The sequence below is a fragment of the Rhizobium jaguaris genome (assembly GCF_003627755.1).
GTDB lineage: Bacteria > Pseudomonadota > Alphaproteobacteria > Rhizobiales > Rhizobiaceae > Rhizobium > Rhizobium jaguaris.
The window spans coordinates 2,154,828-2,179,022 of record NZ_CP032695.1 but is presented as its reverse complement, the minus strand read 5'-3'; the positions used below and the strand labels follow the sequence as shown (position 1 = coordinate 2,179,022).

The following is a 24,195-nucleotide window of genomic DNA, read 5'->3' as shown; positions in this document are numbered from 1 at the left end:
ATGAACAGCATGACGATTATCACACGCCCATCGCCCGTAACGCCAACTGTCGATTTCGATCGTGACGGCGTCCAACATGGTCACCTGCGACTACCCTGGTCACGCGACGATTCTGCCTGGGGCTCGATCATGATCCCGATCTGCGTCGTCAAAAACGGCGAAGGCCCGACGGCGCTTCTGACCGGAGCCAACCATGGCGATGAATATGAGGGGCCTGTCGCGCTCTTCGATCTCGCCCGGACGCTGAAGGCCGACGAGATCAAGGGTAGGGTTATCGTCGTCCCGGCAATGAACTATCCCGCCTTCCAAGCGGGCACCCGCACGTCGCCGATCGACAAGGGCAATCTCAACCGCAGCTTTCCTGGGCGGTCTGACGGCGGTGCGACGGAGAAGATCGCCGATTATTTTACCCGCTACCTGCTGCCGCTGGCAGACATCGTGCTGGACTTCCATTCGGGTGGCCGAACGCTCGATTTCCTGCCCTATGCCGCGGCCCATGCGCTGCCGGATAAGCGGCAGGAAAGGGCCTGTTTCGACGCGGTCGCCGCGTTTTCTGCTCCCTATTCGATGCGGATGATCGAGATCGATGCCGTCGGCATGTACGACACGACTGCCGAGGAGATGGGCAAGGTTTTTGTGACGACCGAGCTTTCGGGTGGTGGAACCATATCAGCGCGTACGGCTTCCATTGCCAAGCGCGGTGTTTTGAACGTCCTGAAGCAAGCCGGTATCGTTGCCGGCGCGCCGGAGGCGGATGCAACGCAATGGCTCGATATGCCGTCTTCCGATTGCTTCGTCTTTTCCGAAGCGGACGGCCTTTTCGAACCCGTGAAGGATCTTGGCGACATGGTTGCGGCCGGCGAGATCATCGCCCGGGTGCATCCGATCGGCCGCACCGGATCAGTACCCTTTGACTATCGGGCGGCTCTCGACGGTGTCCTTGCCGCACGTCATTTCCCCGGCCTCATCAAGGCCGGGGATTGCCTTGCCGTCGTCGCAACCTTGACGGAGGCCCCCTGAATTACCGCGCCGCGACAACGCGGCGCGGATCACCACCCCGTTGCGGCAAAGATCCGGAAAACCGGACAGCCGATGACGGAATTCAACCACAGAGGAGTGAACAATGAGATCGAATTTTTACCGCAGCTTTGCCGCCATGGGTCTGACCATCGGCCTAGCCGCTTCCGCACATGCCGCCAGCCTCGATCAGGTCAAAAAGGATGGCTATATCCGCGGCGCCAGCGCCAATGAGGTTCCTTACAGCTATATGGACGAGAGCGGCGCTGCCAAGGGCATCGGTCCCGACGTTGCCGCTGCCGTCCTGAAGTCGATGGGCGTGAAGGAGGTCGATTGGACCGTGACGCCGTTCGGATCGCTTATTCCCGGCCTGAAGGCCAAGCGCTTCGATTTCGTCGCCGCCGAGCAGAACATTTTGCCAGAGCGTTGCAAGCAGGTCCAATTCACCACGCCGAATTCAAGCTATGGCGAGGGCTTGCTGGTGCCGAAGGGCAATCCGAAGAAACTGCATTCCTATGAAGACATCAAGAAGGATCCGTCTCTCAAAGTCGCGATCGTATCGGGTGCAGATCAGCTCGACTTCTTCCATGGCCTCGGCATTCCTGACTCTCAGATCGTCATGATCCAGGCCAATGCCGACGCGCTCTCGACCATCCAGACCGGCCGCGCCGATGCCTATGCAGCAACGGAGCTGACGGTCGCCAAGCTGGTCCAAGGCGGCACGAATGTCGAGCAGGCAGCTCCCTTCACCGATCCGATCATCCAAGGCAAGTCGGTTAGAAGCTATGGTGGTTTCGATTTCCGTCCTGAGGACAACGATCTCTACAAGGAGTTCAATACCGCGCTCGCCGCCTTCAAGAAGACGGATGACTACAAGAAGATCCTGATGTCTTACGGACTTAGCGCCGAAAGTGTCGAGGCCGCACGGACCAAGAACACGGAAGACCTGTGCGCGGGCAAGTGAGGCTGGCGATATCCAACTCGGCTCGGTCTTTGCCTGTGGGCAAGGGCTGGGCCGATCGGTCCCATGCATCTCACGAACGGAGGTAACCCGGACATGAGCTGGACGCATTATCTTCCGGCACTGCTGAAGGGGGCAGAGGTGACGGCGATCATCGCCGTCGCATCGATGCTGCTCGGCGCAATCTTTGCCTTCGCGGCCGGCCTAGCAAGGTTCGCCGGCGGTGTCCTGTTTTCCTGGATTGCGCTGGTCTATATAGAAATATTCCGGGGTACGTCGCTGCTGGTGCAGCTCTTCTGGCTCTACTATGCGCTGCCGCTGATCGGGATATCGTTCGATCCGATCACGACCGGCATCGCCGGTCTGGCGCTGAACATCGGTGCCTACGGCGCGGAGGTGGTGCGCGGCGCGTTGCAGTCGGTTCCAGATACGCAGCACGAAGCGGCGCGCGCCCTGAACTTCGGACACGGACAGGCGCTCTTCCATATCGTCCTGCCTCAGGCGGTGGTGGAGATGATGCCGCCATTCGGCAACCTCGCCGTTCAGAACCTGAAGGACACAGCGTTGGTGTCGCTGATCTCGATCAGCGATCTGACGTTCCAGGCACAGCAATTGCGCAACATCACATTGGACAGCGTCACGATCTATTCGCTGACGCTGATGGGATATTTCATCATGGCGCTTATCCTTGTCGTCTTCATGCGCTGGCTTGAGACGATCCTTCGTCGCGGCGCCGCCTTTCCGGGGAGGGCGCCGGCATGATGTATGGCTTTGCCTGGGACACGTCCTCGACGCTCTCGTTCGCACTGTCGATCCTGCCGATCCTTGGCATCGGATTGATCGTGACGCTGGAGGCGGCGGCGGCTGGATTTGCGATCGCCCTGGTCCTTGGCCTGGTGTTCGCGCTGTTGCGGCGCAGCAGCTTCGTGGCGATCTCCTGGCCGACGGCGCTCGTCATTGAATTCCTGCGCGATACGCCGCTGCTCGTCCAGCTCTTCTTCCTGTATTATGTGCTGCCGATCTACGGGATCGTCCTGCCGGCCTTTCTCACCGGAGCGCTGGCACTCGGCCTGCAATATTCGGCCTATACCTCGGAAGTTTATCGTGGCGGCCTGGATGCCGTGGCGCGCGGCCAATGGGAAGCGGCGACGGCGCTCAATCTGGGACGCGGCCTGACCTATTGGGACATCATCATCCCGCAGGCGATTCCGCGCATCATCCCGGCCATGGGCAATTATCTCGTCTCCATGCTCAAGGAGACGCCGGTTCTGTCTGTTGTCACTGTCGTCGACATGCTGAACCTCGCCAACCTCATCGGCGACCGGACTTTCGAATATCTGGTGCCGCTGTCTCTCGTTGGCCTGATCTTTCTCATCCTCACGCTCGTCTGCTCGGCGGCTATTCATTGGCTCGAGAAGGCGTTGCCGAAACACGGAATTGCATTGAGATGACCGAACCTTTGATCCGCTTTCACGACGTCACCAAGCGCTACGGCGATTTTGTCGTGCTCGATGACTTCTGTTTCGACGTCGCACCCGGCGAGAAGGTGACGTTGATCGGACCATCGGGCTCGGGCAAATCGACGGTTCTGCGCATTCTGATGACGCTGGAACCTTTCCAGGAAGGCACGTTGCATCTGGCCGGCATGTCCTACCATCAGGAGAACGGCTGCGGCCGCTTCGGCGCCAGCGAGGCGCATCTGCGCCAGATCCGCACGCACGTCGGTATGGTATTCCAGAGCTTCAATCTGTTTCCGCATATGACGGTGCTGCGCAATATCGTCGAGGCGCCGACGCGTGTGCTCGGACTGAGTCGAGCGGAGGCGGAGGCTCGCGCCATCGAGCTGTTGCGCATGGTCGGTCTTTCCGAGAAGAAGGATCAATATCCGAGCCAGCTTTCCGGCGGCCAGCAGCAGCGCGTCGCCATAGCTCGAGCCCTTGCCATGCGTCCCCGAGTCCTGCTGTTCGACGAGCCGACCTCAGCGCTCGATCCTCAGCTCGTGGGAGAGGTGCTCGGCGTCATTCGCGATCTTGCGCATGAGCACGATCTGACGATGTTGCTGGTGACCCATGAAATGCGGTTCGCACGGGAGGTATCCGATCGCGTCTGCTTCTTCGACAAGGGTCGCATTTGTGAAGAAGGCAAGCCCGAAGCGATCTTCAGTGCCCCGACGGAAGATCGTACCAAGGAGTTTCTGCGCTCTGTTCTCTGACTGAAAAGGAACTGTGCTGCGAGATGTATCCGGGCGCTAGCTTCGATCCTAAGCAATTGATCCCACGTCGAAAATGGGAGGCAGTTGTTCGAAGGCCCCGCGGGTTGTTTCCAGCGCCGAGCGAAGAGCGGAGTGTGATAGGCGACCGCCGAGGCAGATGCGAATTCCGCCGACCGGTCGTTCCCCACCGGCGACGAATGGATCGGATGGTGTGACGGCGACACCTTTGCGGGCCAACGCGCGGACAAGTCCCTCCTCCGTCCAGCGCTCTGGCACCGAGAGCCACGCGCAGAGCGACAGAGGATGGCTGCCGGCGACGAAGGGCCCCATCACCTCCGATACGATCGCTTGTCTGGCCTGGGCCTCGCTTCTCTGAACGGCAATCAGCGCATCGGCGGTGCCATCCAGAACCCAGCGAGAGGCCATTTCCGCGACGACATTGGTTGCGCTCCACCCCGTGACGCGCAGGATCGATGCAACCCGGATGGAGAAGTGCGCCGGAACGACGAGATAGCCGATGCGCAAGCCCGTCATCACCGATTTCGTGAAGCTTGTGACGAAGAAGCCGAGCTCGGGCAGCAGATCCGGCATGGAGGGCAGGGGATCCCGAAGCATCGGCTTGTAGACCTCGTCCTCGATGACGAAGACGCCGTGCCGGCGCGCGATATCGGCGATGGCGTGGCGACGCTCCGCCCCCATGGCATGGCTTGTGGGGTTGCCGAGTGAGGGAACGATGACCAGGGCCGAGACGTCGCCGACCGCGCAAGCGGCCTCGAAGGCTTCCGGCAAGATGCCTTCGCGATCGGTCGGGAGGCCGCGCAGCGTAAAGCCCAGCACGTTGGCGAGGCCGATAATGCCGTGATCGGTGAGGTTCTCGGTCAAGACGACCTCACCCGGCCGCACGACCGAGGCCACGGCCAGGAAAAGGCCGTGAGCAGCGCCATTCGTGATCAGGATGCGATCGGGATCGGCATCGACGGACAAGCGCGCCAACCAGGCTCGTGCCGCGGCGCGGTGTGCATCCAAGCCGGCGATCGGCCGGCATGGCCGCATGAAACTGCTGTTGTCGCTTTCGGCAAGAGCCTGCATCAGCTCGCGCGCCGATCGCTCGTGCGCTTCGGTATAGACGGCCCGGATAATCGAAAGGTCGGCGCTGCCGCTCGGGTCGCGATCAAGCATGAAGCTGTCGGCACGTTCGGTGACGCGGCTGCGCACGAAGGTGCCGCGCCCCACTTCACCGCGCAGATAGCCACGCCGCTCCGCCTCCTTGTAGCTGATGCTCACGGTCTGAACCGAAATCCCCAGCGCATGGGCGAGATCGCGATGCGTCGGCATCCGCGTATGAACCGGCAGGATTCCTTCGTCGATATCGGAAATGATCTTGTCGGTGAGCAGCTTATGCTTGGTCACGCCCTTGCGATGCTGAAGGACGGGTTTCCAGGCATCACTATGCTGGTCTTTTGAATCATGACGAAGCATGGATTGATCCGGTACAATTGCAGGATATCCATGTACACCATTCAATGCGGCATGGCGATGACCAAGCCAATACGCTCAGTCCATTGTCAACAACGGACTGAGCGATCCTCATTTATGCCCTGCGCCTAAGGTTGCCGGCCGGGCGCTGCGTCAGAGATTTGAGAATACGCTTTTGATCGCATCAGCCGCAGCTTTGACAACGATATCAGCCTCGTCGCGCGTCAGGCACAAGGGCGGTGCAAAGCCGAGGATGTCTCCCTGCGGCATGGCACGGCCGATCACGCCGCGCTCAAGCAAAGCCGATGCTACCTGGGGGCCGATCTTTTTCGCTGGATCGAAAAACTTGCGGTCGTCCCTGTCCTCAACGAACTCGACCGCTGCCATGAGCCCATCGCCACGGACCTCACCGACATGCTTGTGATCGCCGACAGCACTGGCAAGCTCGGACCGGAAGTAGGCACCTGTCGAACCGGCGTTTTCGACAATGCCGAGTTCATCGATCAGTTCGAGATTCGCAATGCCGGCGGCCGCACAGATCGGGTGGGCGGAATAGGTCCAGCCATGGCCGATGGCGCCGAGCTGATCGGAACCTTGTACCAGCACTTGCCACATCTTGTCGGAAACGATGCTGCCGGAAAGTGGCGCATAGGCCGAGGTCAAGCCCTTGGCGATGGTGATCAGATCCGGCTTCATGCCGTAATGGTCCGAGCCAAACATCGTCCCGAGCCGGCCGAAGCCGGTCACAACCTCATCGGCGACGAGAAGGACGTCGTACTTGTCGAGTACGGTCTGGATCTTCTGCCAATAGGTCTTCGGCGGCGGAACGATGCCGCCGGTACCAAGGATCGGCTCGCCGATGAAGGCGGCGACCGTTTCCGGACCTTCGGCCAGGATCATTTCCTCAAGCTTGTCCGCACAATATTGCGCGAACTGTTCCTCATCCATCGACCGATCGGGGCAGCGGAAGAAATAGGGTGCTTCCGTGTGTAGAATGGGTTCGCGCGGCAGGTCGAAAGCCTTGTGGAAGAGTTCGAGGCCGGTGAGGCTGCCGGTCATGACGCCTGAACCGTGATAGCCGCGCCAGCGCGAAATGATCTTCTTCTTTTCCAGCCGGCCAAGGATGTTGTTGTAATACCAGATGAGCTTGATGTTCGTTTCGTTGGCGTCCGAGCCGGAGAGCCCGAAATAAACACGGCTCATGCCTTTGGGCGCCCTGTCGATGATCATCTTGGAAAGCGTGATCGACGCTTCCGTGCCGTGCCCGACATAGGCGTGATAATAGGCGAGGTTCTTTGCCTGTTCAGCGATGGCGTCGGCGATTTTCTGCCGCCCATAACCGACATTGACGCAGTAGAGGCCGGCAAAGGCATCGAGGCTCTTCTTGCCGTTGGTGTCGGTGATGTAGACACCGTCGCCGCCGCCGATGACACGGGTCGGCGTTTCGCCGCGTGCATGCATGCCCATATGGGTAGACGGGTGAAAGAAGTGATCCCTGTCCCACGCATTCAGTTCGTTACGCTTGTCCAACATGATATTTTTCCTTGTGCTATGGGTGGGTGGCCCGTCAGGCAGCCGTGTCGATGCAGAGGTATTTGAGCTCGGTGAACGCCTCGATGCCGTGGCGCGAGCCTTCCCGGCCAAGACCGGATTGCTTCCAGCCGCCGAAGGGAACCGGTCCACCGGTGATTTTCACACGGTTGATCGCCACCATGCCGTAGTCCAGCGCCCGGCCGAGGCGCATCTGGCGTGCGCCGTTTTGCGTCACGACATAGGCGACGAGGCCGTATTCGGTATCGTTGGCGCGAGCGACGACTTCGGCCTCGGTATCGAATGAAGTCAACGCAGCGACTGGCCCGAAGGTCTCCTCATGCATGATCAGTGCATCCGGTGGCGGATTTACAAGCAGTGTCGGTTCGAAGAAGAGGGGCCCTGCCGCGTGGCGCTTGCCGCCGGCGGCGAGCCTTGCGCCGCGTTTCAGCGCGTCGGCCACATGTTCTTCGACTTTTGCCACAGCGCGCTCGTGCATCAGCGGGCCGATGTCGACGGCGTCGGTCAGTCCGTCACCGACCTTGAGCGCTGCAATGCGCTTGGCGAAGGCCGCCACGAAGGACTCCACGATCGAGCGTTGCACGAAGATGCGGTTGGCGGCGAGGCAATCCTGGCCGGACGTCGCAAATTTGGCATTGATCGCGATATCCACGGCGCGATCCAGGTCGGCGTCGTCAAAGACAATCAGGGGCGCATGCCCGCCGAGCTCCATCACCAGCCGTTTCATGGTCGGAGCGCATTGGCCGGCAATCAGTTTGCCGATGCCTGTCGAGCCGGTGAAGCTCAAAGCCCGCACTCGGGCATCCTCGCAGAGAGCACCGACGATCGTTGCCGCGTCGCCGGTGACAACGTTGAAGACGCCGGCGGGAAGGCCAGCCCGCTCACCGAGTTCGGTGAGGGCAAGCGCCGACAGCGGCGTCTGGGACGAGGGATGGGCAACGACGGTGCATCCGGCAGCAAGGGCCGCGGCCGCTTTGCGCGTAAGCATGGCAGAGGGGAAGTTCCAGGGGGTAACGATCCCGGCGACACCCAATGCCTCCCTGCGCACGATCATTTCGGTGTCCGGCAGGTGGCTGGTGACGCTCTCGGCATTGATCCGCTTGGCTTCCTCCGTATACCATTCGATGAAGCCTGCGGCGTAGCCGATCTCGCCGCGGGATTCGGTGAGCGGCTTGCCCTGTTCCAGCGTCATGATCAGCGCCAGATCCTCCTTCGCGGCGAGCATCAGTTCATACCACTTGCGCAGGATCGATGCGCGCTGCTGCGGCAGGAGCGAGCGCCAGGCTAAAAAGGCATCCGCCGCGGCGGCAATCGCCCCGAACGTCTCATCCCTGCCCAGGCTCGAAACCCAGGCGAGGGTGGTGGCCGAGGCAGGATCGCTCACCTCGAAGCTTGCACCGCTCTTTGCGGCGACCCAGCGGCCGCCGACATAGGAGAGGTCCCGCAGCAGATGCCGGTCGTTCAGTCGTGACAGGGCTTCATGATAGGCGGGTCGGGCGCGCACTGCGGTCATCGGCAAACCTCTCTTTCCAGGTGCTCCAATGTTCTCACGGAATGCCGCGAGAGATTGTCCATTGGTTGCCGCTCGAAGAGAGGAAGGACCTAAAGCGAGCGGCAGCGGTAGAGAGATTCCCTATTCGCCGCCCTGAGGCTCCGTGGAAAGGAGATTGGCGATCGGCAGCACGGTCTCCTCCTTCACGGTCTTTGTCACGATATATGTAAAATAGCGTTCGATGCCGAGGTCGCGATCGAGGAGACCATCGATCAGGCGCTGATAGGCGTCGATATTCGGTGTCATGATCTTCAAAATGTAGTCGACGCCGCCGCCGACGGACCAACAGGCGACGATTTCGGGAATGGAGGAGATGGCTCGTTCGAAACGTTCGAAGTCGCTCTGGCGATGGTTGGCGAGCGTAAGTTCGACCATGACGCTGGCGACCGGCGCCAGCCGGCGTGGGGACAAATGGGCATGATAGCCGGTAATGATCCCAGCCTTCTCCAGCTTGCGAAGGCGAAGCCAGCATGGAGTAGGCGAAAGTCCCACCTTTTCGGCGAGTGCGAGCTTGGTGATGCGGCCGTCGCGTTGAATGGCATCCAAAATGCGTAAATCGATTGCATCAAGTTTCATTTGGAGAACTGCTTGTGAATTGGCTGACTACTCGACCAATGACATTCGGCACCGGGACTTACAAGCGCATATCCAAGAACTGAGCCCCTTGACGAATTGGTCTACGCTGAGGTGGCCGCATCCGGGATTGGGCACATCCAGTGAGGAACAAAATCAACGCCAGATGGATTTTATTCTTCGGTCCAACAGCGAAGAAGCGAGAAATCCCATGCCGGCAACGTCGGAATCCAAAGCACGGACCCGTGCATTCGCCCGCGTCATGGGGCCTTGGCTTGTGATCGTCCCCGGCATCATCGTGATGCGGATACAGGACATGGGCGCGCTGATCTCCGGATTCTTCGAAAATATGGGGCTCCTATGGTTCGTGGGTGGCCTGCTACTCTTCTGCGGGCTGCTGATCATTGCGTTCCACCAATATTGGTCGAGCCCATCGGCGATTTTGATTTCCCTATTCGGCTGGTTCCTGGCGCTCCGCGGCGTCTTGCTCATGGCCACGCCGCAACTGATCGAACGCGGCGCGGCGGCCTCGATGGGCGCGCTTCCTATCGTACGGATCGGTTTCGGCATCGTCGTGCTGATCGGTCTCTGGCTCACCTTTGTCGGCTGGATCGCCAAGCCGCCTGCGGAGGATGGCCCGTGAGTGAGCCTGTTGATCCAAAGGGGTGAGCTCGCTTCGGGGCGCGCCACTGGCTTTCCCGATGTGGCTAGCGGCTATCAAGCCTCTGCCCCCCGTGCGATGTCGGCTCGTCCCATTTGTCTGGCAGAGACCGTGCCACCATCCCAAGCCTTAACGCCGAGTTTAGCAAGTTCGCGCTATAGTCGAGTCATAAGTTTGATGATTGGTACGTTTTACATGAGTTGTGATGCATCGAACGCTCAACGGCAATGCCGGATGGCAACAGGGTTGGCCGAATATGAGTAGTGCGACGGACACGTCCGGGTTTGGATCGACGACGTCGCCGGTACTGCGGGTAGCGCTGATCCAGAGTGCCCTGGTCTTCGTGGTGGCGGCGCTGTGGCAGCAGCGATGGGGCACCATCGTTGACACAAGCTGGCTCATTACAGAGGCTGAGCGGGTACTCAACGGAGAGCGGCTTTACGTCGATGTGATCGACAACAACCCGCCGTTTTCGATCTGGCTTTTCCTGCCGGCGATCATGCTGTCGAGATGGGTCGGGTTTGCTCCGGAAATCGGCATGTATCTCTACACGTGCCTTGCAGTGATCGTGGGTCTGGGTTTGTCAGCCTTGATTGTCCGGCGGGCGGGCTTTGCCGAAAATCATGCCCTGCTCCGGCTGCTGCCGCTATTCGTCGCTCTCTTCATGATTTTTCCGGGTAATGCCTTCACTGAGAGAGATCAGGTGGGCACGGTGTTGTTCTTGCCATTGCTGGCGCTCATGGCCTTGCGGGCCGATACAACACGCCGTGTCGCACCCGGTATCGCCCTGATCGTCGGCGCCGGCCTCTGCGGCAGCGTTCTTGTTCTGGTGAAGGCCTATTATGTCGTCGCTTACATTGTGCCCGCGCTCTATGTGGCCTGGCGGCGACGAAACCTTCGGTTACTCCTTGCTCCCGAGAATTGTATCGTCGGCACTGTCGGTGTCGTCTACATCGCACTCGTCTTTTTGCTTACTCCCGAATTTATGCGCGACCTCCTCCCGCAGGTGGCGGATGTCTACATGAAGATGGGTGATCCAGTCAGGGTCGCGCTATGCTATGGGCCGCTTTACCTGCTGATTGTCCTTCTGTTCCGAGTGGTTGCACCCAAAGCGCCGGTGACACCGCTTTGTGCCGTGACCTTACTCGCTTCGCTCGCTGCCGTCGCGCCGTTGATCTATCAGGGTAAAGGCTGGGCCTACCACGCTTTTGCTGCGATCTCACTGGCCTTTGTTGCTGTGCTTTGCAAAATAGCAGCGTCTTCTGGCTGGCGTTACAACCGTGAAACGCTCGGACGTGCCACTCTTTGTGCAATTGTTGTCGCATTTGCATGGTTGCCGTTCTTACCGACGCAGAAGCCGGCGGACGCTTTCGTCGCTGCAGTGAAAGCGGCATCGAAAGGGGAACCGACACTCGGCGTCATCGGCAGCGATATCGCTGCTGCCCATCCGCTCGCCAGGATTGTCGGGGCGCGCTTCTTGTCCGCCAATAACAGCGACTGGTTCGGCGCCCTTGCGTACGTTCTAGCCGAGGAGGCTTCGGCGAAAGGAGAAGTGGCGGATGCCACTCGGTACCAGAAGCGGTCGGATGCCTATCTGGACGCCAAATATGCCGAGTTCGCCAGCTACAACTACGATCTGATCGTCATCCAGCAGGATGAGCCACTTTGGACCGACCACGTGCTTGGTCAACCACGTTTTGCCGCGGTGCTTTCTGCTTATCACCCCGTTGCAAAGGATGAGCGGTTTACTGTCTATGGTCGCAATGCTCGTACCGACAACTCGAGTGCCCGGTGATTGATCCGGAAGCGGTTCCTGGCTGAAAACCCTGCGGCTCGCCCGAAACGTCTGGTAGAACCGTGTCCGCGGCGCCAAAGCTCGACTAAACAATGCCTGAGGATGAAGCCGGTCGGGATACGGCTCGTTTCCCTCCTTCGCAGAGCCGATGGCCAAGCTCTCAGGCTGACCTTTCAGACGAAAGGATCAGCCTGAGGACGCGGCCCAGCGTACCGCATCAAGCGATCAGGCGGATCGCCGCGTTACCGGCAGGGATCATGGGGCTACCGTGAAGCTGTAGGTCCCATTGGTCTTGTGGCCGTCGGCGGAAAGGGCATGCCACTCCACGGTATATTTGCCGGCGGTCAGCTTGTCGGTGATTGGCACCATCAGCGTGCTATCGCCGTTCATCAGCATGCCTTCGCCGGTCTTGACGGCTGCCTTTCCAGGGCCGGTGACCTTCACGCCGCTGAACTTGAAGTTCAGTCCTTCGGAGAAGGTAAGGTCGAGTTCTGATGGCGCCTGTTTTACCGTGCTGTCTGCTGCGGGCACGGCCGATTTGAGCTGAGCATGGGCGAATGCGTGGCCGGCAAATGCAAGGCTGGCTGTGGCAGCGATAAAAAAGAGCGTCTTCATCCGGGGCATGCTGGTCTTCCTTCTGGTTGATGATGCACAGGTTCTTTGATCTCTGGTGAACATTGGATTCTCTCTTCACGTGTTGGACGGCGCCGCGGGGAAATCATGTCTGCGGGGAGGGGCTGCCGCTCAGATCGCGGCCTTATGCCGATGCGCCACGCGGGCGGGATGCCGAGGCAGCCCGTTTCTCGTCGCGATGATCAGCATGGAGGCAGTCCGCCCGCAGCCGGCACACGATCAGGTCTCGTGCATCGCCGGCCGCCGTTGATAACAAGCGTCACGGCTCGCGCCGCAACGCAGGCTCAGGCAACGATCTGCAGGGTGGGTGGCGCGCGGGGGCCGGTATTCGGCGGATAGAGCTGGCGATGGAAAGCTTCGGTTTTGGGTGCGAGCACATCCTGGCCGATCAAGGCAAGATGCTCGCAAACATCCGTCGGCGGCGCGGGAAGCAGGGCGGCCGCGGCAATCCGGCACGCCTCGCATCCTGGTGCATGCGTCTTAGCGTGTTCCTTGTCGTCAGTCCCCTTGTCCGTGAGGCACAAGACGGGCCGGGTCCCGTCCGGTAGCTGGTATTGTCCCAGCTCGATGGGCGTGAGTTCATCGGCCTTGGCAATGGGCGGCTGATGGGCGAAGCTGACAAACATCAGCGCGAGGGCGCATATGATGCGCACCATCCACTGCGTTGTCCCCGAGAGCCTCTTTCCCACTGTCGTCTTCATCCCCTTTGCAGACAAAGTTCGTAGGACGTTCGGCGCGCAAGCTCAATGCGGCAATTTGCAGCCATCTGAGACGTTGCTAGAGCGGGAAAGCGTTTCACGGAACCGCTTTCCCGCTCTATCCCTTTGTTTTTTCGCAATTTCGGACGGAAAACCGCTACGCACTTTTCCTGGAATTGCTCTAGGCCGCCCGTTTTCCCTCGCTGTCGAAGACATGCACATGTTGCGGCGGGAATATCACCTTCACCGTTGGTCCCGCCTTCAGCACCTCGCGATTGAGCGTGAAGACCTTGAACGGCAAGCCGTGGAGCGAAAGATGGAGGATGATGCCGAAACCGGTCGGCTCGACAAGTTCCACATCGGCGCTAATGCCGGAGTCGTCATTCGATAGGACCACATGTTCGGGCCGAATTCCGAGTGTCACCTTGGCGCCCGCCGACAGGTTCGGCGATGCCGAAAGCGGGATAATGGTTCCGTCCTTCAACCTCAAACCGCCGGCCTCGTAGGTGGCGTCCAGGAAATTCATGCCCGGCGAGCCGATGAAGCCGGCCACGAAGAGATTGGCGGGGCGGTCGTAAAGCTCGAGCGGGCTGCCGACCTGCTGGACCACCCCGCCATGCATGGCAACGATCCGGTCCGCCAGCGTCATCGCCTCGATCTGGTCGTGGGTCACGTAGATTGAGGTCGCCTTCAGGTCGCCGTGCAGTTTCTTGATTTCGGCCCGCATTTGTTCACGCAGCCGTGCGTCGAGATTGGAAAGCGGCTCATCGAAGAGGAAGGCCTTCGGCTGGCGTACGATGGCGCGGCCCATGGCGACGCGCTGCCGCTGACCGCCCGAAAGCGCCTTCGGGCGGCGTTCGAGCAAAGGATCCAGCCCGAGCTTCGACGCCGCGGCCGCGACGGCTTTTCCGATCTTCTCCTTCGCGATCTTCCGGAGCTTGAGGCTGTAGCTCATATTGCCGGCGACGTTCATATGCGGATAGAGGGCGTAGGACTGGAACACCATGGCGATGTCGCGATCCTTCGGATGCAGCTCGTTGACACGATTGTCCGCTATCCGGATCTCGCCGCCGCTAATGTCTTCGAGACCGGCGATCATCCTAAGCAGCGTTGATTTGCCGCAGCCGGATGGGCCGACAAGGACGACGAACTCGCCATCCTTGATCCTGAGGTCGATATCGTGCAGCACCTGCACGTGGCCATAGGCTTTCTTGACGTTCTGGATATCGATCGATGCCATTTGACTAACCCTTGACCGCGCCGGCCGTCAGGCCCTGCACGAGATAACGCTGGATGAGCAGGAAGAAGAGGCCGGCCGGAATGAGCGCCATGACGCCCGCGGCCATCATCTGCCCGAAATCCACGGAGAATTTCGAAACGAAGGTGAGAAGCCCGACCGGGAAGGTCGCCGCCTGATTGCCATTGATGAGCATCAGGGCGAACAGCAGCTCGCTCCAGGCGGCCGTGAAGACAAAACCGAGCGTTGCGGCAATGCCGGGCAGCGTCAACGGCAAAATGATCTGCCGGAACGCCGTGAACTGCGTCGCGCCGTCGATCATCGCAGCCTCTTCGAGGTCCTTCGGGATGCCGTCGAAGAAGGACTGCATCAGGAAGGTGGCAAAAGGCACGTTGAAAGCGGTGTAGACGATGACAAGGCCGCTTAGGCTGTTCGTGAGATGCAGCGGCGTCAGGATCTTGAAGATCGGCGCAACCAGCATGACCAGCGGAAACATCTGCGTCAGCAACATCAGCGCCACGATCCAATATTTGGCGCGGAAGGTGAAGCGCGAGAGCGCATAGCCGGAAAGCGATGCACAAATCGTCACGGCAATTGCCGTAGAGGCCGAGACGATCAGGCTGTTTTCAAAGAATGTCGGAAAGTCGCTGTGTTGCAGCACAAAAGCGTAGTGCTCCCACGTGGTGCGCGAGGGCCACATGCGCACACCTTCGGTATAGAGCAGGTCGTTCGGCGTGACCGAGACCTTCAGCAGCCAGAAGAGCGGGAAGAGCGCAAAAACCACGTAGCAAAGGATTGCCAGGCGATGCGCGATAGTGGGGATGATAGATCGTCTCATGGCTCAATCCTTGTTCAGCAGGGTCTGCCGCAGCAGGATGATCAGCATGGAATAGGCGAGCAGCAGCACGAGCAGGACAAGCGCGATGGCCGAGGCATAACCGAAATCCAGTCGCTTGAACGCCTGCGTGAAGATGTAGCTTGCGACGATCTGGGTCCGATCGGCCGGCCCACCTCCTGTCATGACGACGATCAAATCGGCGAAGTTCGAGATCCAGACCGTGCGCAGCAGCACTGTGATGGCAATTGTCGGGGCAAGGAAGGGAAGCGTGATCGAGCGGAAGCGCTGGAACCAGCCAGCACCGTCAATCGAAGCGGCTTCATAGAGATCGCGTGGAATTGCCTGGAGTGCCGCGAGCAGCGTGATGGCAAAGAAGGGAATGCCCCACCAGACATTGGCGACGATCGGTCCCCACATCGCATATTGCGGATCGGAAAGGATGTTGCCGGGCTCCTTCATCAGGCCGAGAGCGAACAGCCAGTGCGGGATAGGCCCGATCACGGGATTGAAGAGCCATGCCCAGTTGAGGCCGGCGAGGAAGGATGGAACTGCCCACGGCAAAAACACCAGGGCCTGGACGATCGCCCTGCCGAAAAACGGCTTGTCCAGCAGTAGGGCAAGGATTAGCCCGAAGATAAATTGCAAAACAACCGAGGCTCCGGTCCACCAAAGCGTATTCTTAAGCGCCCAGTAAAAGGCGGCATCCTTTGAAAGATCGCGGAAGTGCTGCAGGCCGATGAAGCCGCCGGAAAACGGATTGAGCAACTGTATATCGCGAAACGCATAGGAAATGCCGATCACAAGCGGCACCAGCATCACGGCGATAATGAGGATGAGCGCCGGGGCGCTGTAGAGATAGGGTTCCGAGGCGTCGGCGAGGCGCTTCCGCCACGGCCTGCGGTCGTGACGCCTGTCGAGCGTGTCGGTAATCGAAGCCATCTGCAAGAGTTCCCGTTCGCGGCGTTCAGACGCCGTCTGTTTCATGTGCGGAAAAAAGGCGGCGGATTGCTCCGCCGCCGGAGGGACGAATCTATTTCTTGGCGAGGAACTTCTGCTGCGCCTTGGTCAGATAGTCGGCCCACTGGTCGGCCAGATCCTTTGCCGAGATATCGCCGAGCAGTGCCTGTTGCGACGTCTTGATGGCGAGCGAATCCTTGAAGAAGGCGAATTCCTCAAGATAGGTCGGCATGACGGTCGGGACGGTGTTCTTGTCCGCCAGTTCCTGGAACCAGCCCTTGAACTGGTCGCCAGCGTAGAAGGGGTCCTTTTCCGCGGCGGTATAGGCCGGCAGTGCGCCGATCTTCTTGTTCCAGGTGAGGTTGCCTTCCGGCCCTTCGAGCGTGGCGATCAGCTTCCAAGAAAGATCCTTGTTCTGGCTCGTCGAGAACATCGACCAGCCGCCGTAGCCGATGGTCGGGAAGGACTTGCCATCCGGGCCTTTCGGCAGAGGTGCTACGCCGAAGTCATCGGGTTTCATGCGCTCGGCAACGGCGATCAAAGCATCCGGATCCTGGTCGAGGAAGGCGCAGGTGCCAGAATAGAAGCCAGCGACGACTTCGTTGAAGCCCCAGTTGACGCTGTCCTTCGGCGCATATCCCTTCTTGTAGAGATCGACCATCCATTCAATGCCCTTGGCCCAGCCGGGGCTGTTCATCGTCGAGGTGCCGTCATCTTTGAAGTACTTGTTGTCGCCGGCCATGGAGGCCGCGAAGATCATCCAGCCGTTCAGGCCGCCGGGGCCGCCGCGCATGCAATAGCCGTATTTGCCGGGTAGCTTGGAGACTGCTTCGGATGCCTTGACGAAATCGTCCAAGGTCTTCGGCGGCTCGCTCACGCCCGCCTGCTGCAAGAGCTTCTTGTTGTAGAACATGGCACGCAGGTAGAAGCCGTAGGGTAACATATAGGCGGTGTTCTTGACGTCGCGACCGAGTTCCAGCGCGCGAGGCGTCAGCTCCTTCGTGTGCTCCCACTTGGCGAGATAGGGCTCAAGGCTTTCCAGCATGCCGTTGTTGCCGTAGAGCGACAGCCAGGTATCGGGCATTTCCATCACGTCCGGCGTGTCGCCGGCCGAAACCATGGTAGCGAACTTCTGGAAGGCTTCGTTCCAGGGCAAGGAAATGATATCGACCTTGGTGCCCGCGTTGGCGGCCTCGAACTTGGCGACGATCGACTTAAGCGTCTCGGTGCGCTCCGGGCTCGTGATCACCTCAACGAGCTTCAGTGTCGTATCGGCAAAGGCGGTGCCGGCCATCATGGCGGTAAAGAGTGCTGCTGTTATCAGTCTTTTCATGTTGGTTCCCCTTTTAGGTGTTCCTCTTAGGTTGATGGTCTTATGAGGCGGCGGTGATCGCTTCCTCGATATCTCTCCACAATGCCTCGGTCCCTTCGAGACCGACATGGAGACGTACGGACCGCGGGTTGATACCAAAGGTATGCGCGGAATTCGGCTGTGCCTTCTGCTGAAGCACCACCTCGCCCGGTACGATCAGGCTTTCGTGCCCACCCCAGCTCACACCCAGTTTGAAGAGCTTGAGGTGATCCGCGAAGGCGCGGATATCGACGCCTTCGCGGAAGATGAATGAAAACAGGCCTGAGGTGCCGTTGAGGCCGGCGGGCAATCGGTTGGCAAGGCCTGGATGGCAGACCTGTTCGACGACATCGAGTTCCTGCAGCCGCTTGGCAATCGTCATTGCGGCAGCCTCGTGCGCCTTCATGCGGATCGGCAGAGTGCGAAGGCCGCGGATCAAAAGCCAGGCGTCGAAAGGCGAAAGCTTGCCGCCGAGATAAGGGTATGCCTCGGCCTTCACCCGCGCAATCGTCTGTTTCGAGCCGGCGACCACACCGGCAACGACATCGCTATGACCGCCAAGATATTTGGAGGCGGAGTGGATGACGAGATCGACGCCCAGCGTCAACGGCCGCTGGAAATAGGGGCTGGCCCAACTGTTGTCGATCATCGAAATGACACCATGCCGCTTGGCGAGTGCGGCGAGCGCGCCAACATCATGGGCTTCCATCACCCAGCTCGTCGGGCTTTCCAGATAAAGGACCTTGGCGCCGGGAAGCGCTTTGGCAACAGCTTCCTCGTCGCGGCCATCCACATAGGCTACCTCGACCTTCATACGCTTCAGGATCGTGCCGAAGAGGCGGAAGGCATCCGGATAGACATGCTTGACCGCCACGATGCGATCGCCTGGCTCGACGAAGCTCAATACGGCAGACGAGATCGCAGCCATGCCGCTCGCAAAACCGAGCGCGTCCTCTGCACCTTCGAGCTTCGCGAGCATTTCCTCGAACATGCGCACCGTCGGATTGAGGCCGCGCGTATAGATCGGCCGCACTTTCTCGCCGCGATAGGAAGCGATCATGTCGTCGTAGTCGGCAAAGGTGAAAAGCGATGTCTGAAAGATCGGCGGCACCACGGCCTCGGCGTAATTGCCGTCGTCATGGGCCGTTATGAGGGAAGCGAGTTCGAACGGCTCTAGCCCGTCAGTCATTTGGACATTTCCTTGATGTCTTCCTCGACAACGTCGAGAATTTTCAATGTTTCAGCGCGCGCCGCCTCGGGATCCTGGGCGACGATCGCGTTGAACAGCGTGCGGTGAAAGGGGAAGGACCGCCGGGCAAAGTCCTGCCGGTCGAAGGGGTGGGTCCAGAAGCGCTCGAAAGTTCCACGTATCTGTTCGAGAAGCTGCTTGAACAATGGATTATGGGTGGCGTCGTAGACGGCAAGGTGAAACGCAAGATCTTCCGGACCGGAGGTGCCCTTTGCGATATGGACGCGCTCCATCTCATCGAGCTTCTCCTCGATGATCGCGATATCCTTGGTCGTGCGCTTCTTGGCGGCAACCATTCCAGCCTCGCATTCGATGCCGCGACGAACCTCAAGGGTCTGCAAAAGCGCATCGCGCAGATGCGCCGTGTCGAGCGACAACGGCATATGGATGGTCGCCTTGGAAACCGGCTTCAGCAGATAGGTGCCGCTGCCTTTGCGGGTTTCCATCACGCCCAATGCCTGGAAATGCGTGATCACTTCTCGGATCGTCGAGCGTCCCACGGAGAGGGCAGCCCCCAGCTCACGTTCGGTCGGCAGCCGTTCGCCCGCCTGGAGCTTGGAGGACTCGATGAAATCGGACAGCGCGTCGATGACTTGCTGCGTCCGATCGATCGACGGGAGAGGGGTAAGCTTTGCCTTTGCCATGTCATAAATTGGTCTGACATCTGCCATCAGGTCAATCCCTTTTCTCGTTCATCAGCTCTTTTTCTCTAAGCTGACTCCGCCCCTCCACAATGTCCTTTGCACCCCCGAAAGGGTCTCAAGGTACCTGCAACGACAGCCTGAATTGTCGGATTCCCGTTGGCCGCCGCCTAAGTTATTGGAAACGCAAAATAACGCGCCACCTCCCAATTTTTTCCACCTGCTACACAAGGGCTACCGTTCCCGAATTGGTAGGTAGTTGTGGCTTCGGAGGGGCAGCAAGCTTGCCATGATCGCCGACGAGCACAAGGCGCGTGACGAGTGATGGACACTCATGACGAGATGGGCGTCGTCAACGACCATGCTGCTCGATCGCGCCAACCTGGGCGATCGGCGGAATAGCGGTGCCGAGAACCGCACCCGATAAATCTGTCTTGCTCTACGTGTCGATCGCGACGCGGTTGAGAGTGGAGCCTGCACCCTGCGGGCGATGGACGCGTCTGTCTGCCCGTCTGACTACGAGACGTTGATCTGGCTGAAAGCGGTTAGCCGGATATTGGCCTCGCCGACATGGGGAAGATCACCCGCCGCCGTGTCATAGGGGACGAGGACGTGCAGATCGAGTCCCGATCTCCGCGCGACCTCCGCGATAGTCGACCGAAACTGTGAAATCTGCACGGGCTTTTTGTCGTCGGGTTTTCCAGCTCCGCCTTTGTCTCGGGGAATTGAAAGCAGCTCGCTCTGGTCGGCCACGAGCGCGACGGCCTTAAGCCCGCCTTTTCCCTTCCACACCACGATCTTCCAGAAAGCGTTGGGAACCTCGACTTCGTCGGCATAGAGTGGTTGCGGGGCGTCGTAGAGCGGGCCTTGGAGCACGGTCAGGCGTTTATTGAGACCCGTCTCCCACAGCCCTTGCTCGAGAACATATCGCTCGATGCCCTGCCAGAAATCGGTGGACTCGTTGAATTTCCAATGCTGGGGCGAGCAGTTGGTGAAATGGAAGGTGTCTGTATTGGCTCTGCTCGCGTTCGGGCCCCAGGTCGGGTCGTTGCGGCGGGTGAGATGGCCGCGATCGAAAAAATGGCCCCACTGCTGGTAGAAGTCGTTTGTGAGGGTTAGGGCTTCGTTTATCCGGCTGTCCTTGAACCACGTATCGGCTTCCCGCTCGGGCTGATGCGCCGACGGCCCTCCGGTGGCACGGTCGATGGCGATGTAGGTTTCGCCGTCTATGTTGGTGGCAGTGACTATCGCGATCCGGTGGGTCTTGTTCATCACCACGCTGAAGTTCTGGTAGGCCAGCTCGCCGGGAAGCGGCCGATCCGACGGTTCGAGCAGCGGCGCGACATTCGCTCCCACTGATGCCACGACCGTCGCGAGGTTTATGTCGAGGCCAGGTACGAAACCCGGATCGAAACCGTTTCGGTTGGAGTAGTTTCGATCAATGGTCTGGGCTTCCGCGAGGCTGCGCAGCGCAGTTCCCGGCGTGCTGGCGCTGAGCTTCGACAACTCTCGGTGCGCCGAGCTTGCCGCGGCGTCGGGCTGTCCGATCTTGATGGAGATTTCGAGCGGGACAATAATCTTGGTCTCACCTTCGGGAAGTGACATGTCATGCTCCATTTGGGGACGAGGGTCTGAAATCGATGACTCGGCGCGGACCTGTGAAACAACGAGGTCGCTAGCCGACCTGGGGCCTGGAGTTAATGTCCTCTCGGTCGGCGTGTCAGTCTTCCAAAGGACAAGAGCGTCCTGGAGCAGTGCACGAGATTGGTCGGGGAGGGCATCGACCCTCCTCCCCAGATCGTCGTAGATGCTGCTAATTCGGATGCCCTCGTTCACGCTTCGAGTTTGTTTGCCGTCGGGACCGTCGATATCGGCGCTGACTTCCCCGTAGTGGTGCAGAGCGATCACATCCCACAGATCATTGTGGACCGGTGAGCCAGACGAGCCTTCAAGTGTATCGGTTTCGTAGTAGAGGCGACCTTTGTCGTCGTCGCGTGACAACACGAGATTGTTGCGCAGGACGACGCTTTTTCGCTGCCCGTTCGGATGTTGGACGATGTTCGCGTAGATGCCGAGTTGATGACGGTCAGGAGTGTTTGATAGCGGCGAAAATCCAAAGCCGGCAAGATCGCCTGTCCCTCGAATGCGCTTGCCGACAGCGACGAGCGCGTAGTCGAGATCGCCTTCGTCGGATGCAATGAATAGTGTACTGGGGTCGAGGGCGAAAACAGTTTCCGGGACGATCTCTCCACGGTCGTCGAGTTCGTAGTCGAACAGGATCTGCGTGAGGGCGGCTTCCTCGGCGTTCTTGATCACATGTTGGTTTGTCAGGAAGAGTTTGGTCGATATTAGGAATCCGGTGCCGGTGCGCGACTCTCCTGGCGTGTCCATCGAGGTCATGGCAACTGATCTACGTGCCCTCGCACCGCCAGGGAGGAAGGCGGCCGGCTGGAAGTCGTTCGTCCCGTAGGTTGCCTCCGCGTGCCCAGCCTTGCGGTCGATACGAAGGCGATAGGCAAGCGCGCGCGTGTCGTTCGGTTCTGCGCCGCTCCAGTCGCCGCTCGCAACCTTCTCGCGGTTTAACTTTCGTTTGTCCAGGCTCGCCGCTAGCCGCTCGCGCACGGCCTGCAGAGTACCTGGACGCAGATCTGCACTATTCGATCCCATTGCCCCTCCACGCGCATACGCGCAAATCAATGGCATTCAAACATCAATGCAGGTGAAGAACTCGATGCTTACGCGTTTGTCCGCATCGACCATGCACAAGATTAACGATAGGCGCGGGAAAATGCAATTTTATGACGAAGTGTCGTCCCAGGACGCCAATTCACATAGTCGAGGGGCCTTATGCAGATCTGCTTGTCGGGCTTCGACGTGGTGAAATTGATTCCTCATAGAAGCGTTGCGCGAGCCGGCGCCGATCGGAGACGTAGAACAGCGAGTTTTGTTTATCGATACCTTGGCGGTCGTTGCCGGCAGCGAGCAGGTTCGATCGCGGCAATGCGCGTCTGCATCACGGGAACGCTCCGAACTGGGCGCTGTGAAGCCCGGCGTAGCAACCGCCGCTCATCAGCAGTTCAGCATGTGTACCCTGCTCGACGATGCCGTTCGGTCCCATGACAATGATGCGATCTGCATTGCGGATGGTCGTCAGCCGATGCGCCACCACCAGGGTTGTGCGCCCCTTCGCGAGGTCTGCCAGCGCCTGCTGGATGGCATATTCGGTTGCCGTGTCCAGCGCAGACGTTGCCTCGTCGAGAATGAGGATCGGCGGGTTCTTGAGGAAAATGCGCGCGATGGCCAGGCGCTGCTTCTGCCCGCCCGAGAGTTTCACGCCACGTTCGCCAGTCGGCGTGTCGAGACCGTCCGGCAGGGATTGGACGAATTCGTCGAGCGATGCGCGATGCAGCGACTCCATGATGTCCTTGTCGCTCGCGCCAAGCCGCCCATAGGCGATATTCTCGCGAATGGTCGATCCGAACAGGAAGACATCCTGCTGCACGATGCCGATCTGGCTGCGCAGCGAGGCTTGCGTCATATCGCGGATGTCGATGCCGTCGATGGTGATGCTGCCAGCCGTCACGTCGTAGAAGCGCGGCAGCAGCGAGCAGATCGTCGTCTTGCCGGTTCCCGAAGGGCCGACGAAGGCCACCGTTTCTCCGGCGGATATCTGCAGGTTCAAGCCCTCGAAGATCGTGCCCTGATCCGAATAGCCGAAGTCGACGTTCTTGTAGACGATATCGCCCTTGAGATGATCGACCGCAATCGCGTTCGGGCCATCGGCGAGGTCGGGCTGCGTGTCGATCAGCGACAGGAAGCGTTTGAAGCCGGCGATGCCCTTCGGATACATTTCGAGCACCGAGGTGATCTTGTCGATCGGGTGGAAGAAGACATTGATCAGGAGAAGGAAGCTGACGAAGCCGCCATAGGTCAGCTCGCCGGAAACCACGAACCAGGTTCCGGCCACCATGACCACAAGCTGCACGAGGCGCGTGCTGAAATAGCTGAGCGCGATGCTCGCCGTCATATAGGCATAGGCATTGAGCTTGGTGGCCTTGTAGTCCTCATTGTTGCGCGCAAAGAGCCGGCTTTCGTAATCCTCATTGGCGAAGGCCTTCACGACACGGATGCCGCCGACACTCTCCTGCACGCGAGTGTTGAAGTCGCCAACCTTGGTGAAAAGGCTGCGCCAGTTCAATGTCATCCTGGCGCCGTAACGGCTGACGAGCCAGGTCATGAAGGGCACGATGATCGTCGTCAGCAGCGCCAGCTTCCAATGCACCGAAAACATCAGCAGAAAGGCGCCGATGAAGGTCATGATGGCGATGAAGACGTCTTCAGGTCCGTGATGGGCGATTTCGCCCACCTCCTCGAGATCCTTGGTGACATGGGTGATCAGATGCCCGGTTCTGTTGTTGTCGAAATAGCGGAACGAGAGCTTCTGGATGTGCTCGAAGGCCTGGCGGCGCATGTCGGATTCGATCGAGATGCCGAGCGCATGGCCCCAGTAGTTGACCACGGCCATCAAGCCGGTGTTCAGCGCATAGATGACGAGCAGCACGGCAGCCGTCGCGGCGATCAGACCCCAGTCACGACTTGGCAGCAGTTCATCGACAAAGAGCTTGACCGCCAGCGGAAAGCCCAGTTCGAGGAGGCCAGCGACGACAGCGCAGCCGAAATCGAGAAAAAACAGGGTCTTGTAGCGCGCATAATAGGAAAAGAAGCGACGAAACATGAATGCCCTCCAAGGGCACGAGAGATCATATTGTTAGACAAGGACGGACTGAACAGCA

Annotated in this window: 21 protein-coding genes and 1 pseudogene; 8 read left to right on the top strand and 14 right to left on the bottom strand. The window is 59.7% G+C overall.

From position 1 onward, the window contains the following. The 5 genes from doeB (at position 1) to ehuA (ending at position 4,190) form a co-directional block, all read left to right on the top strand. On the top strand, positions 1 to 1,020 hold the full coding sequence (doeB, locus tag CCGE525_RS32210) for a N(2)-acetyl-L-2,4-diaminobutanoate deacetylase DoeB (protein WP_205587496.1): 1,020 nt from the start codon (positions 1 to 3) through the stop codon (positions 1,018 to 1,020). 103 nt (positions 1,021 to 1,123) lie between these two features. Continuing rightward, complete coding sequence (gene ehuB, locus CCGE525_RS32205; protein ID WP_120708235.1) at positions 1,124 to 1,981, top strand: ectoine/hydroxyectoine ABC transporter substrate-binding protein EhuB; 858 nt, start codon at positions 1,124 to 1,126, stop codon at positions 1,979 to 1,981. 93 nt (positions 1,982 to 2,074) lie between these two features. Next, complete coding sequence (gene ehuC / locus CCGE525_RS32200; RefSeq protein ID WP_120708234.1) at positions 2,075 to 2,740, top strand: ectoine/hydroxyectoine ABC transporter permease subunit EhuC; 666 nt, start codon at positions 2,075 to 2,077, stop codon at positions 2,738 to 2,740. Next, entirely contained in the window at positions 2,737 to 3,429 is a 693-nt protein-coding gene (ehuD, locus tag CCGE525_RS32195; protein ID WP_120708233.1) for an ectoine/hydroxyectoine ABC transporter permease subunit EhuD, read from the top strand. The genes ehuC and ehuD overlap by 4 nt, the downstream gene beginning before the upstream one ends. Next, positions 3,426 to 4,190 carry an ectoine/hydroxyectoine ABC transporter ATP-binding protein EhuA gene (ehuA, locus tag CCGE525_RS32190; protein WP_120708232.1) on the top strand — a complete coding sequence of 255 codons (765 nt, stop codon included), beginning with the start codon at positions 3,426 to 3,428 and terminating at the stop codon, positions 4,188 to 4,190. Before ehuD ends, ehuA begins: the two co-directional genes overlap by 4 nt. Positions 4,191 to 4,238: 48 nt before the next feature. Here the strand turns inward: ehuA and ehuR are convergent, their stop codons facing one another. From ehuR to CCGE525_RS32170, 4 genes are all read right to left on the bottom strand, one after another. Then, positions 4,239 to 5,669: a MocR-like ectoine utilization transcription factor EhuR gene (gene ehuR / locus CCGE525_RS32185; protein ID WP_120708231.1), complete on the bottom strand. Its 1,431-nt coding sequence runs from the start codon at positions 5,667 to 5,669 to the stop codon at positions 4,239 to 4,241. 150 nt (positions 5,670 to 5,819) lie between these two features. Next, complete coding sequence (locus tag CCGE525_RS32180; RefSeq protein WP_120708230.1) at positions 5,820 to 7,199, bottom strand: aspartate aminotransferase family protein; 1,380 nt, start codon at positions 7,197 to 7,199, stop codon at positions 5,820 to 5,822. A gap of 34 nt (positions 7,200 to 7,233) precedes the next feature. Then, positions 7,234 to 8,730: an NAD-dependent succinate-semialdehyde dehydrogenase gene (locus tag CCGE525_RS32175; RefSeq protein ID WP_120708229.1), complete on the bottom strand. Its 1,497-nt coding sequence runs from the start codon at positions 8,728 to 8,730 to the stop codon at positions 7,234 to 7,236. 120 nt (positions 8,731 to 8,850) lie between these two features. After that, positions 8,851 to 9,345, bottom strand: coding sequence for an Lrp/AsnC family transcriptional regulator (locus CCGE525_RS32170; protein WP_120708228.1), 495 nt, complete (start codon positions 9,343 to 9,345; stop codon positions 8,851 to 8,853). Positions 9,346 to 9,553: 208 nt separating this feature from the next. On the opposite strand from CCGE525_RS32170, the gene CCGE525_RS32165 reads away from it, so the two are divergent. Next, on the top strand, positions 9,554 to 9,985 hold the full coding sequence (locus CCGE525_RS32165; protein WP_120708749.1) for a hypothetical protein: 432 nt from the start codon (positions 9,554 to 9,556) through the stop codon (positions 9,983 to 9,985). 223 nt (positions 9,986 to 10,208) lie between these two features. Next, positions 10,209 to 11,798 carry a hypothetical protein gene (locus CCGE525_RS32160; protein ID WP_120708227.1) on the top strand — a complete coding sequence of 530 codons (1,590 nt, stop codon included), beginning with the start codon at positions 10,209 to 10,211 and terminating at the stop codon, positions 11,796 to 11,798. A gap of 255 nt (positions 11,799 to 12,053) precedes the next feature. Here the strand turns inward: CCGE525_RS32160 and copC are convergent, their stop codons facing one another. The 9 genes from copC to CCGE525_RS32115 form a co-directional block, all read right to left on the bottom strand. Continuing rightward, positions 12,054 to 12,422, bottom strand: coding sequence for a copper homeostasis periplasmic binding protein CopC (copC, locus tag CCGE525_RS32155; protein WP_120708226.1), 369 nt, complete (start codon positions 12,420 to 12,422; stop codon positions 12,054 to 12,056). A gap of 293 nt (positions 12,423 to 12,715) precedes the next feature. Next, positions 12,716 to 13,087, bottom strand: a complete 372-nt coding sequence (locus CCGE525_RS32150) for a hypothetical protein (protein ID WP_245472228.1) — start codon at positions 13,085 to 13,087, stop codon at positions 12,716 to 12,718. 223 nt (positions 13,088 to 13,310) lie between these two features. Further along, on the bottom strand, positions 13,311 to 14,369 hold the full coding sequence (locus tag CCGE525_RS32145) for an ABC transporter ATP-binding protein (protein ID WP_120708224.1): 1,059 nt from the start codon (positions 14,367 to 14,369) through the stop codon (positions 13,311 to 13,313). Positions 14,370 to 14,373: 4 nt separating this feature from the next. Beyond that, a complete protein-coding gene (locus CCGE525_RS32140; RefSeq protein ID WP_120708223.1) occupies positions 14,374 to 15,204 on the bottom strand; it encodes a carbohydrate ABC transporter permease in 831 nt (276 codons plus the stop codon). A gap of 3 nt (positions 15,205 to 15,207) precedes the next feature. Then, the gene (locus tag CCGE525_RS32135) at positions 15,208 to 16,143 is read right to left on the bottom strand and encodes a carbohydrate ABC transporter permease (RefSeq protein ID WP_120708748.1); all 936 of its coding nucleotides are present in this window, start codon (positions 16,141 to 16,143) and stop codon (positions 15,208 to 15,210) included. 91 nt (positions 16,144 to 16,234) lie between these two features. Beyond that, complete coding sequence (locus CCGE525_RS32130) at positions 16,235 to 17,494, bottom strand: ABC transporter substrate-binding protein (RefSeq protein ID WP_120708222.1); 1,260 nt, start codon at positions 17,492 to 17,494, stop codon at positions 16,235 to 16,237. A 40-nt stretch (positions 17,495 to 17,534) separates the two neighbouring features. Then, the gene (locus CCGE525_RS32125; protein ID WP_120708221.1) at positions 17,535 to 18,701 is read right to left on the bottom strand and encodes a PLP-dependent transferase; all 1,167 of its coding nucleotides are present in this window, start codon (positions 18,699 to 18,701) and stop codon (positions 17,535 to 17,537) included. Continuing rightward, on the bottom strand, positions 18,698 to 19,405 hold the full coding sequence (locus CCGE525_RS32120) for a FadR/GntR family transcriptional regulator (RefSeq protein ID WP_120708747.1): 708 nt from the start codon (positions 19,403 to 19,405) through the stop codon (positions 18,698 to 18,700). The genes CCGE525_RS32125 and CCGE525_RS32120 overlap by 4 nt, the downstream gene beginning before the upstream one ends. Before the next feature lie 513 nt (positions 19,406 to 19,918). Continuing rightward, positions 19,919 to 22,069 (bottom strand): DNA/RNA non-specific endonuclease, encoded by a 2,151-nt coding sequence (locus tag CCGE525_RS32115; RefSeq protein ID WP_162950366.1) that lies wholly within the window; start codon positions 22,067 to 22,069, stop codon positions 19,919 to 19,921. A 137-nt stretch (positions 22,070 to 22,206) separates the two neighbouring features. Between CCGE525_RS32115 and CCGE525_RS39235 the strand changes: the two are divergent. Then, a pseudogene (locus tag CCGE525_RS39235) lies at positions 22,207 to 22,382 on the top strand (LysR family transcriptional regulator); the annotation flags it as partial. Between the two features lie 33 nt (positions 22,383 to 22,415). Here the strand turns inward: CCGE525_RS39235 and CCGE525_RS32105 are convergent. Continuing rightward, on the bottom strand, positions 22,416 to 24,137 hold the full coding sequence (locus CCGE525_RS32105; protein WP_120708219.1) for an ABC transporter ATP-binding protein: 1,722 nt from the start codon (positions 24,135 to 24,137) through the stop codon (positions 22,416 to 22,418). Positions 24,138 to 24,195 lie beyond the last annotated feature (58 nt).

Coding starts and splice junctions, on each gene's coding strand:
- CCGE525_RS32160 (WP_120708227.1), top strand. CDS start 10,209: ATGCATCGAACGCTCAACGGCAATGCCGGATGGCAACAGGGTTGGCCG.
- doeB (WP_205587496.1), top strand. CDS start 1: ATGAACAGCATGACGATTATCACACGCCCATCGCCCGTAACGCCAACT.
- CCGE525_RS32175 (WP_120708229.1), bottom strand. CDS start 8,730: ATGACCGCAGTGCGCGCCCGACCCGCCTATCATGAAGCCCTGTCACGA.
- ehuR (WP_120708231.1), bottom strand. CDS start 5,669: ATGCTTCGTCATGATTCAAAAGACCAGCATAGTGATGCCTGGAAACCC.
- ehuD (WP_120708233.1), top strand. CDS start 2,737: ATGATGTATGGCTTTGCCTGGGACACGTCCTCGACGCTCTCGTTCGCA.
- CCGE525_RS32180 (WP_120708230.1), bottom strand. CDS start 7,199: ATGTTGGACAAGCGTAACGAACTGAATGCGTGGGACAGGGATCACTTC.
- ehuC (WP_120708234.1), top strand. CDS start 2,075: ATGAGCTGGACGCATTATCTTCCGGCACTGCTGAAGGGGGCAGAGGTG.
- CCGE525_RS32125 (WP_120708221.1), bottom strand. CDS start 18,701: ATGACTGACGGGCTAGAGCCGTTCGAACTCGCTTCCCTCATAACGGCC.
- ehuA (WP_120708232.1), top strand. CDS start 3,426: ATGACCGAACCTTTGATCCGCTTTCACGACGTCACCAAGCGCTACGGC.
- CCGE525_RS32130 (WP_120708222.1), bottom strand. CDS start 17,494: ATGAAAAGACTGATAACAGCAGCACTCTTTACCGCCATGATGGCCGGC.
- CCGE525_RS32135 (WP_120708748.1), bottom strand. CDS start 16,143: ATGGCTTCGATTACCGACACGCTCGACAGGCGTCACGACCGCAGGCCG.
- CCGE525_RS32170 (WP_120708228.1), bottom strand. CDS start 9,345: ATGAAACTTGATGCAATCGATTTACGCATTTTGGATGCCATTCAACGC.
- ehuB (WP_120708235.1), top strand. CDS start 1,124: ATGAGATCGAATTTTTACCGCAGCTTTGCCGCCATGGGTCTGACCATC.
- CCGE525_RS32150 (WP_245472228.1), bottom strand. CDS start 13,087: ATGGTGCGCATCATATGCGCCCTCGCGCTGATGTTTGTCAGCTTCGCC.
- CCGE525_RS32120 (WP_120708747.1), bottom strand. CDS start 19,405: ATGGCAAAGGCAAAGCTTACCCCTCTCCCGTCGATCGATCGGACGCAG.
- CCGE525_RS32105 (WP_120708219.1), bottom strand. CDS start 24,137: ATGTTTCGTCGCTTCTTTTCCTATTATGCGCGCTACAAGACCCTGTTT.
- CCGE525_RS32115 (WP_162950366.1), bottom strand. CDS start 22,069: ATGGGATCGAATAGTGCAGATCTGCGTCCAGGTACTCTGCAGGCCGTG.
- copC (WP_120708226.1), bottom strand. CDS start 12,422: ATGCCCCGGATGAAGACGCTCTTTTTTATCGCTGCCACAGCCAGCCTT.
- CCGE525_RS32145 (WP_120708224.1), bottom strand. CDS start 14,369: ATGGCATCGATCGATATCCAGAACGTCAAGAAAGCCTATGGCCACGTG.
- CCGE525_RS32140 (WP_120708223.1), bottom strand. CDS start 15,204: ATGAGACGATCTATCATCCCCACTATCGCGCATCGCCTGGCAATCCTT.
- CCGE525_RS32165 (WP_120708749.1), top strand. CDS start 9,554: ATGCCGGCAACGTCGGAATCCAAAGCACGGACCCGTGCATTCGCCCGC.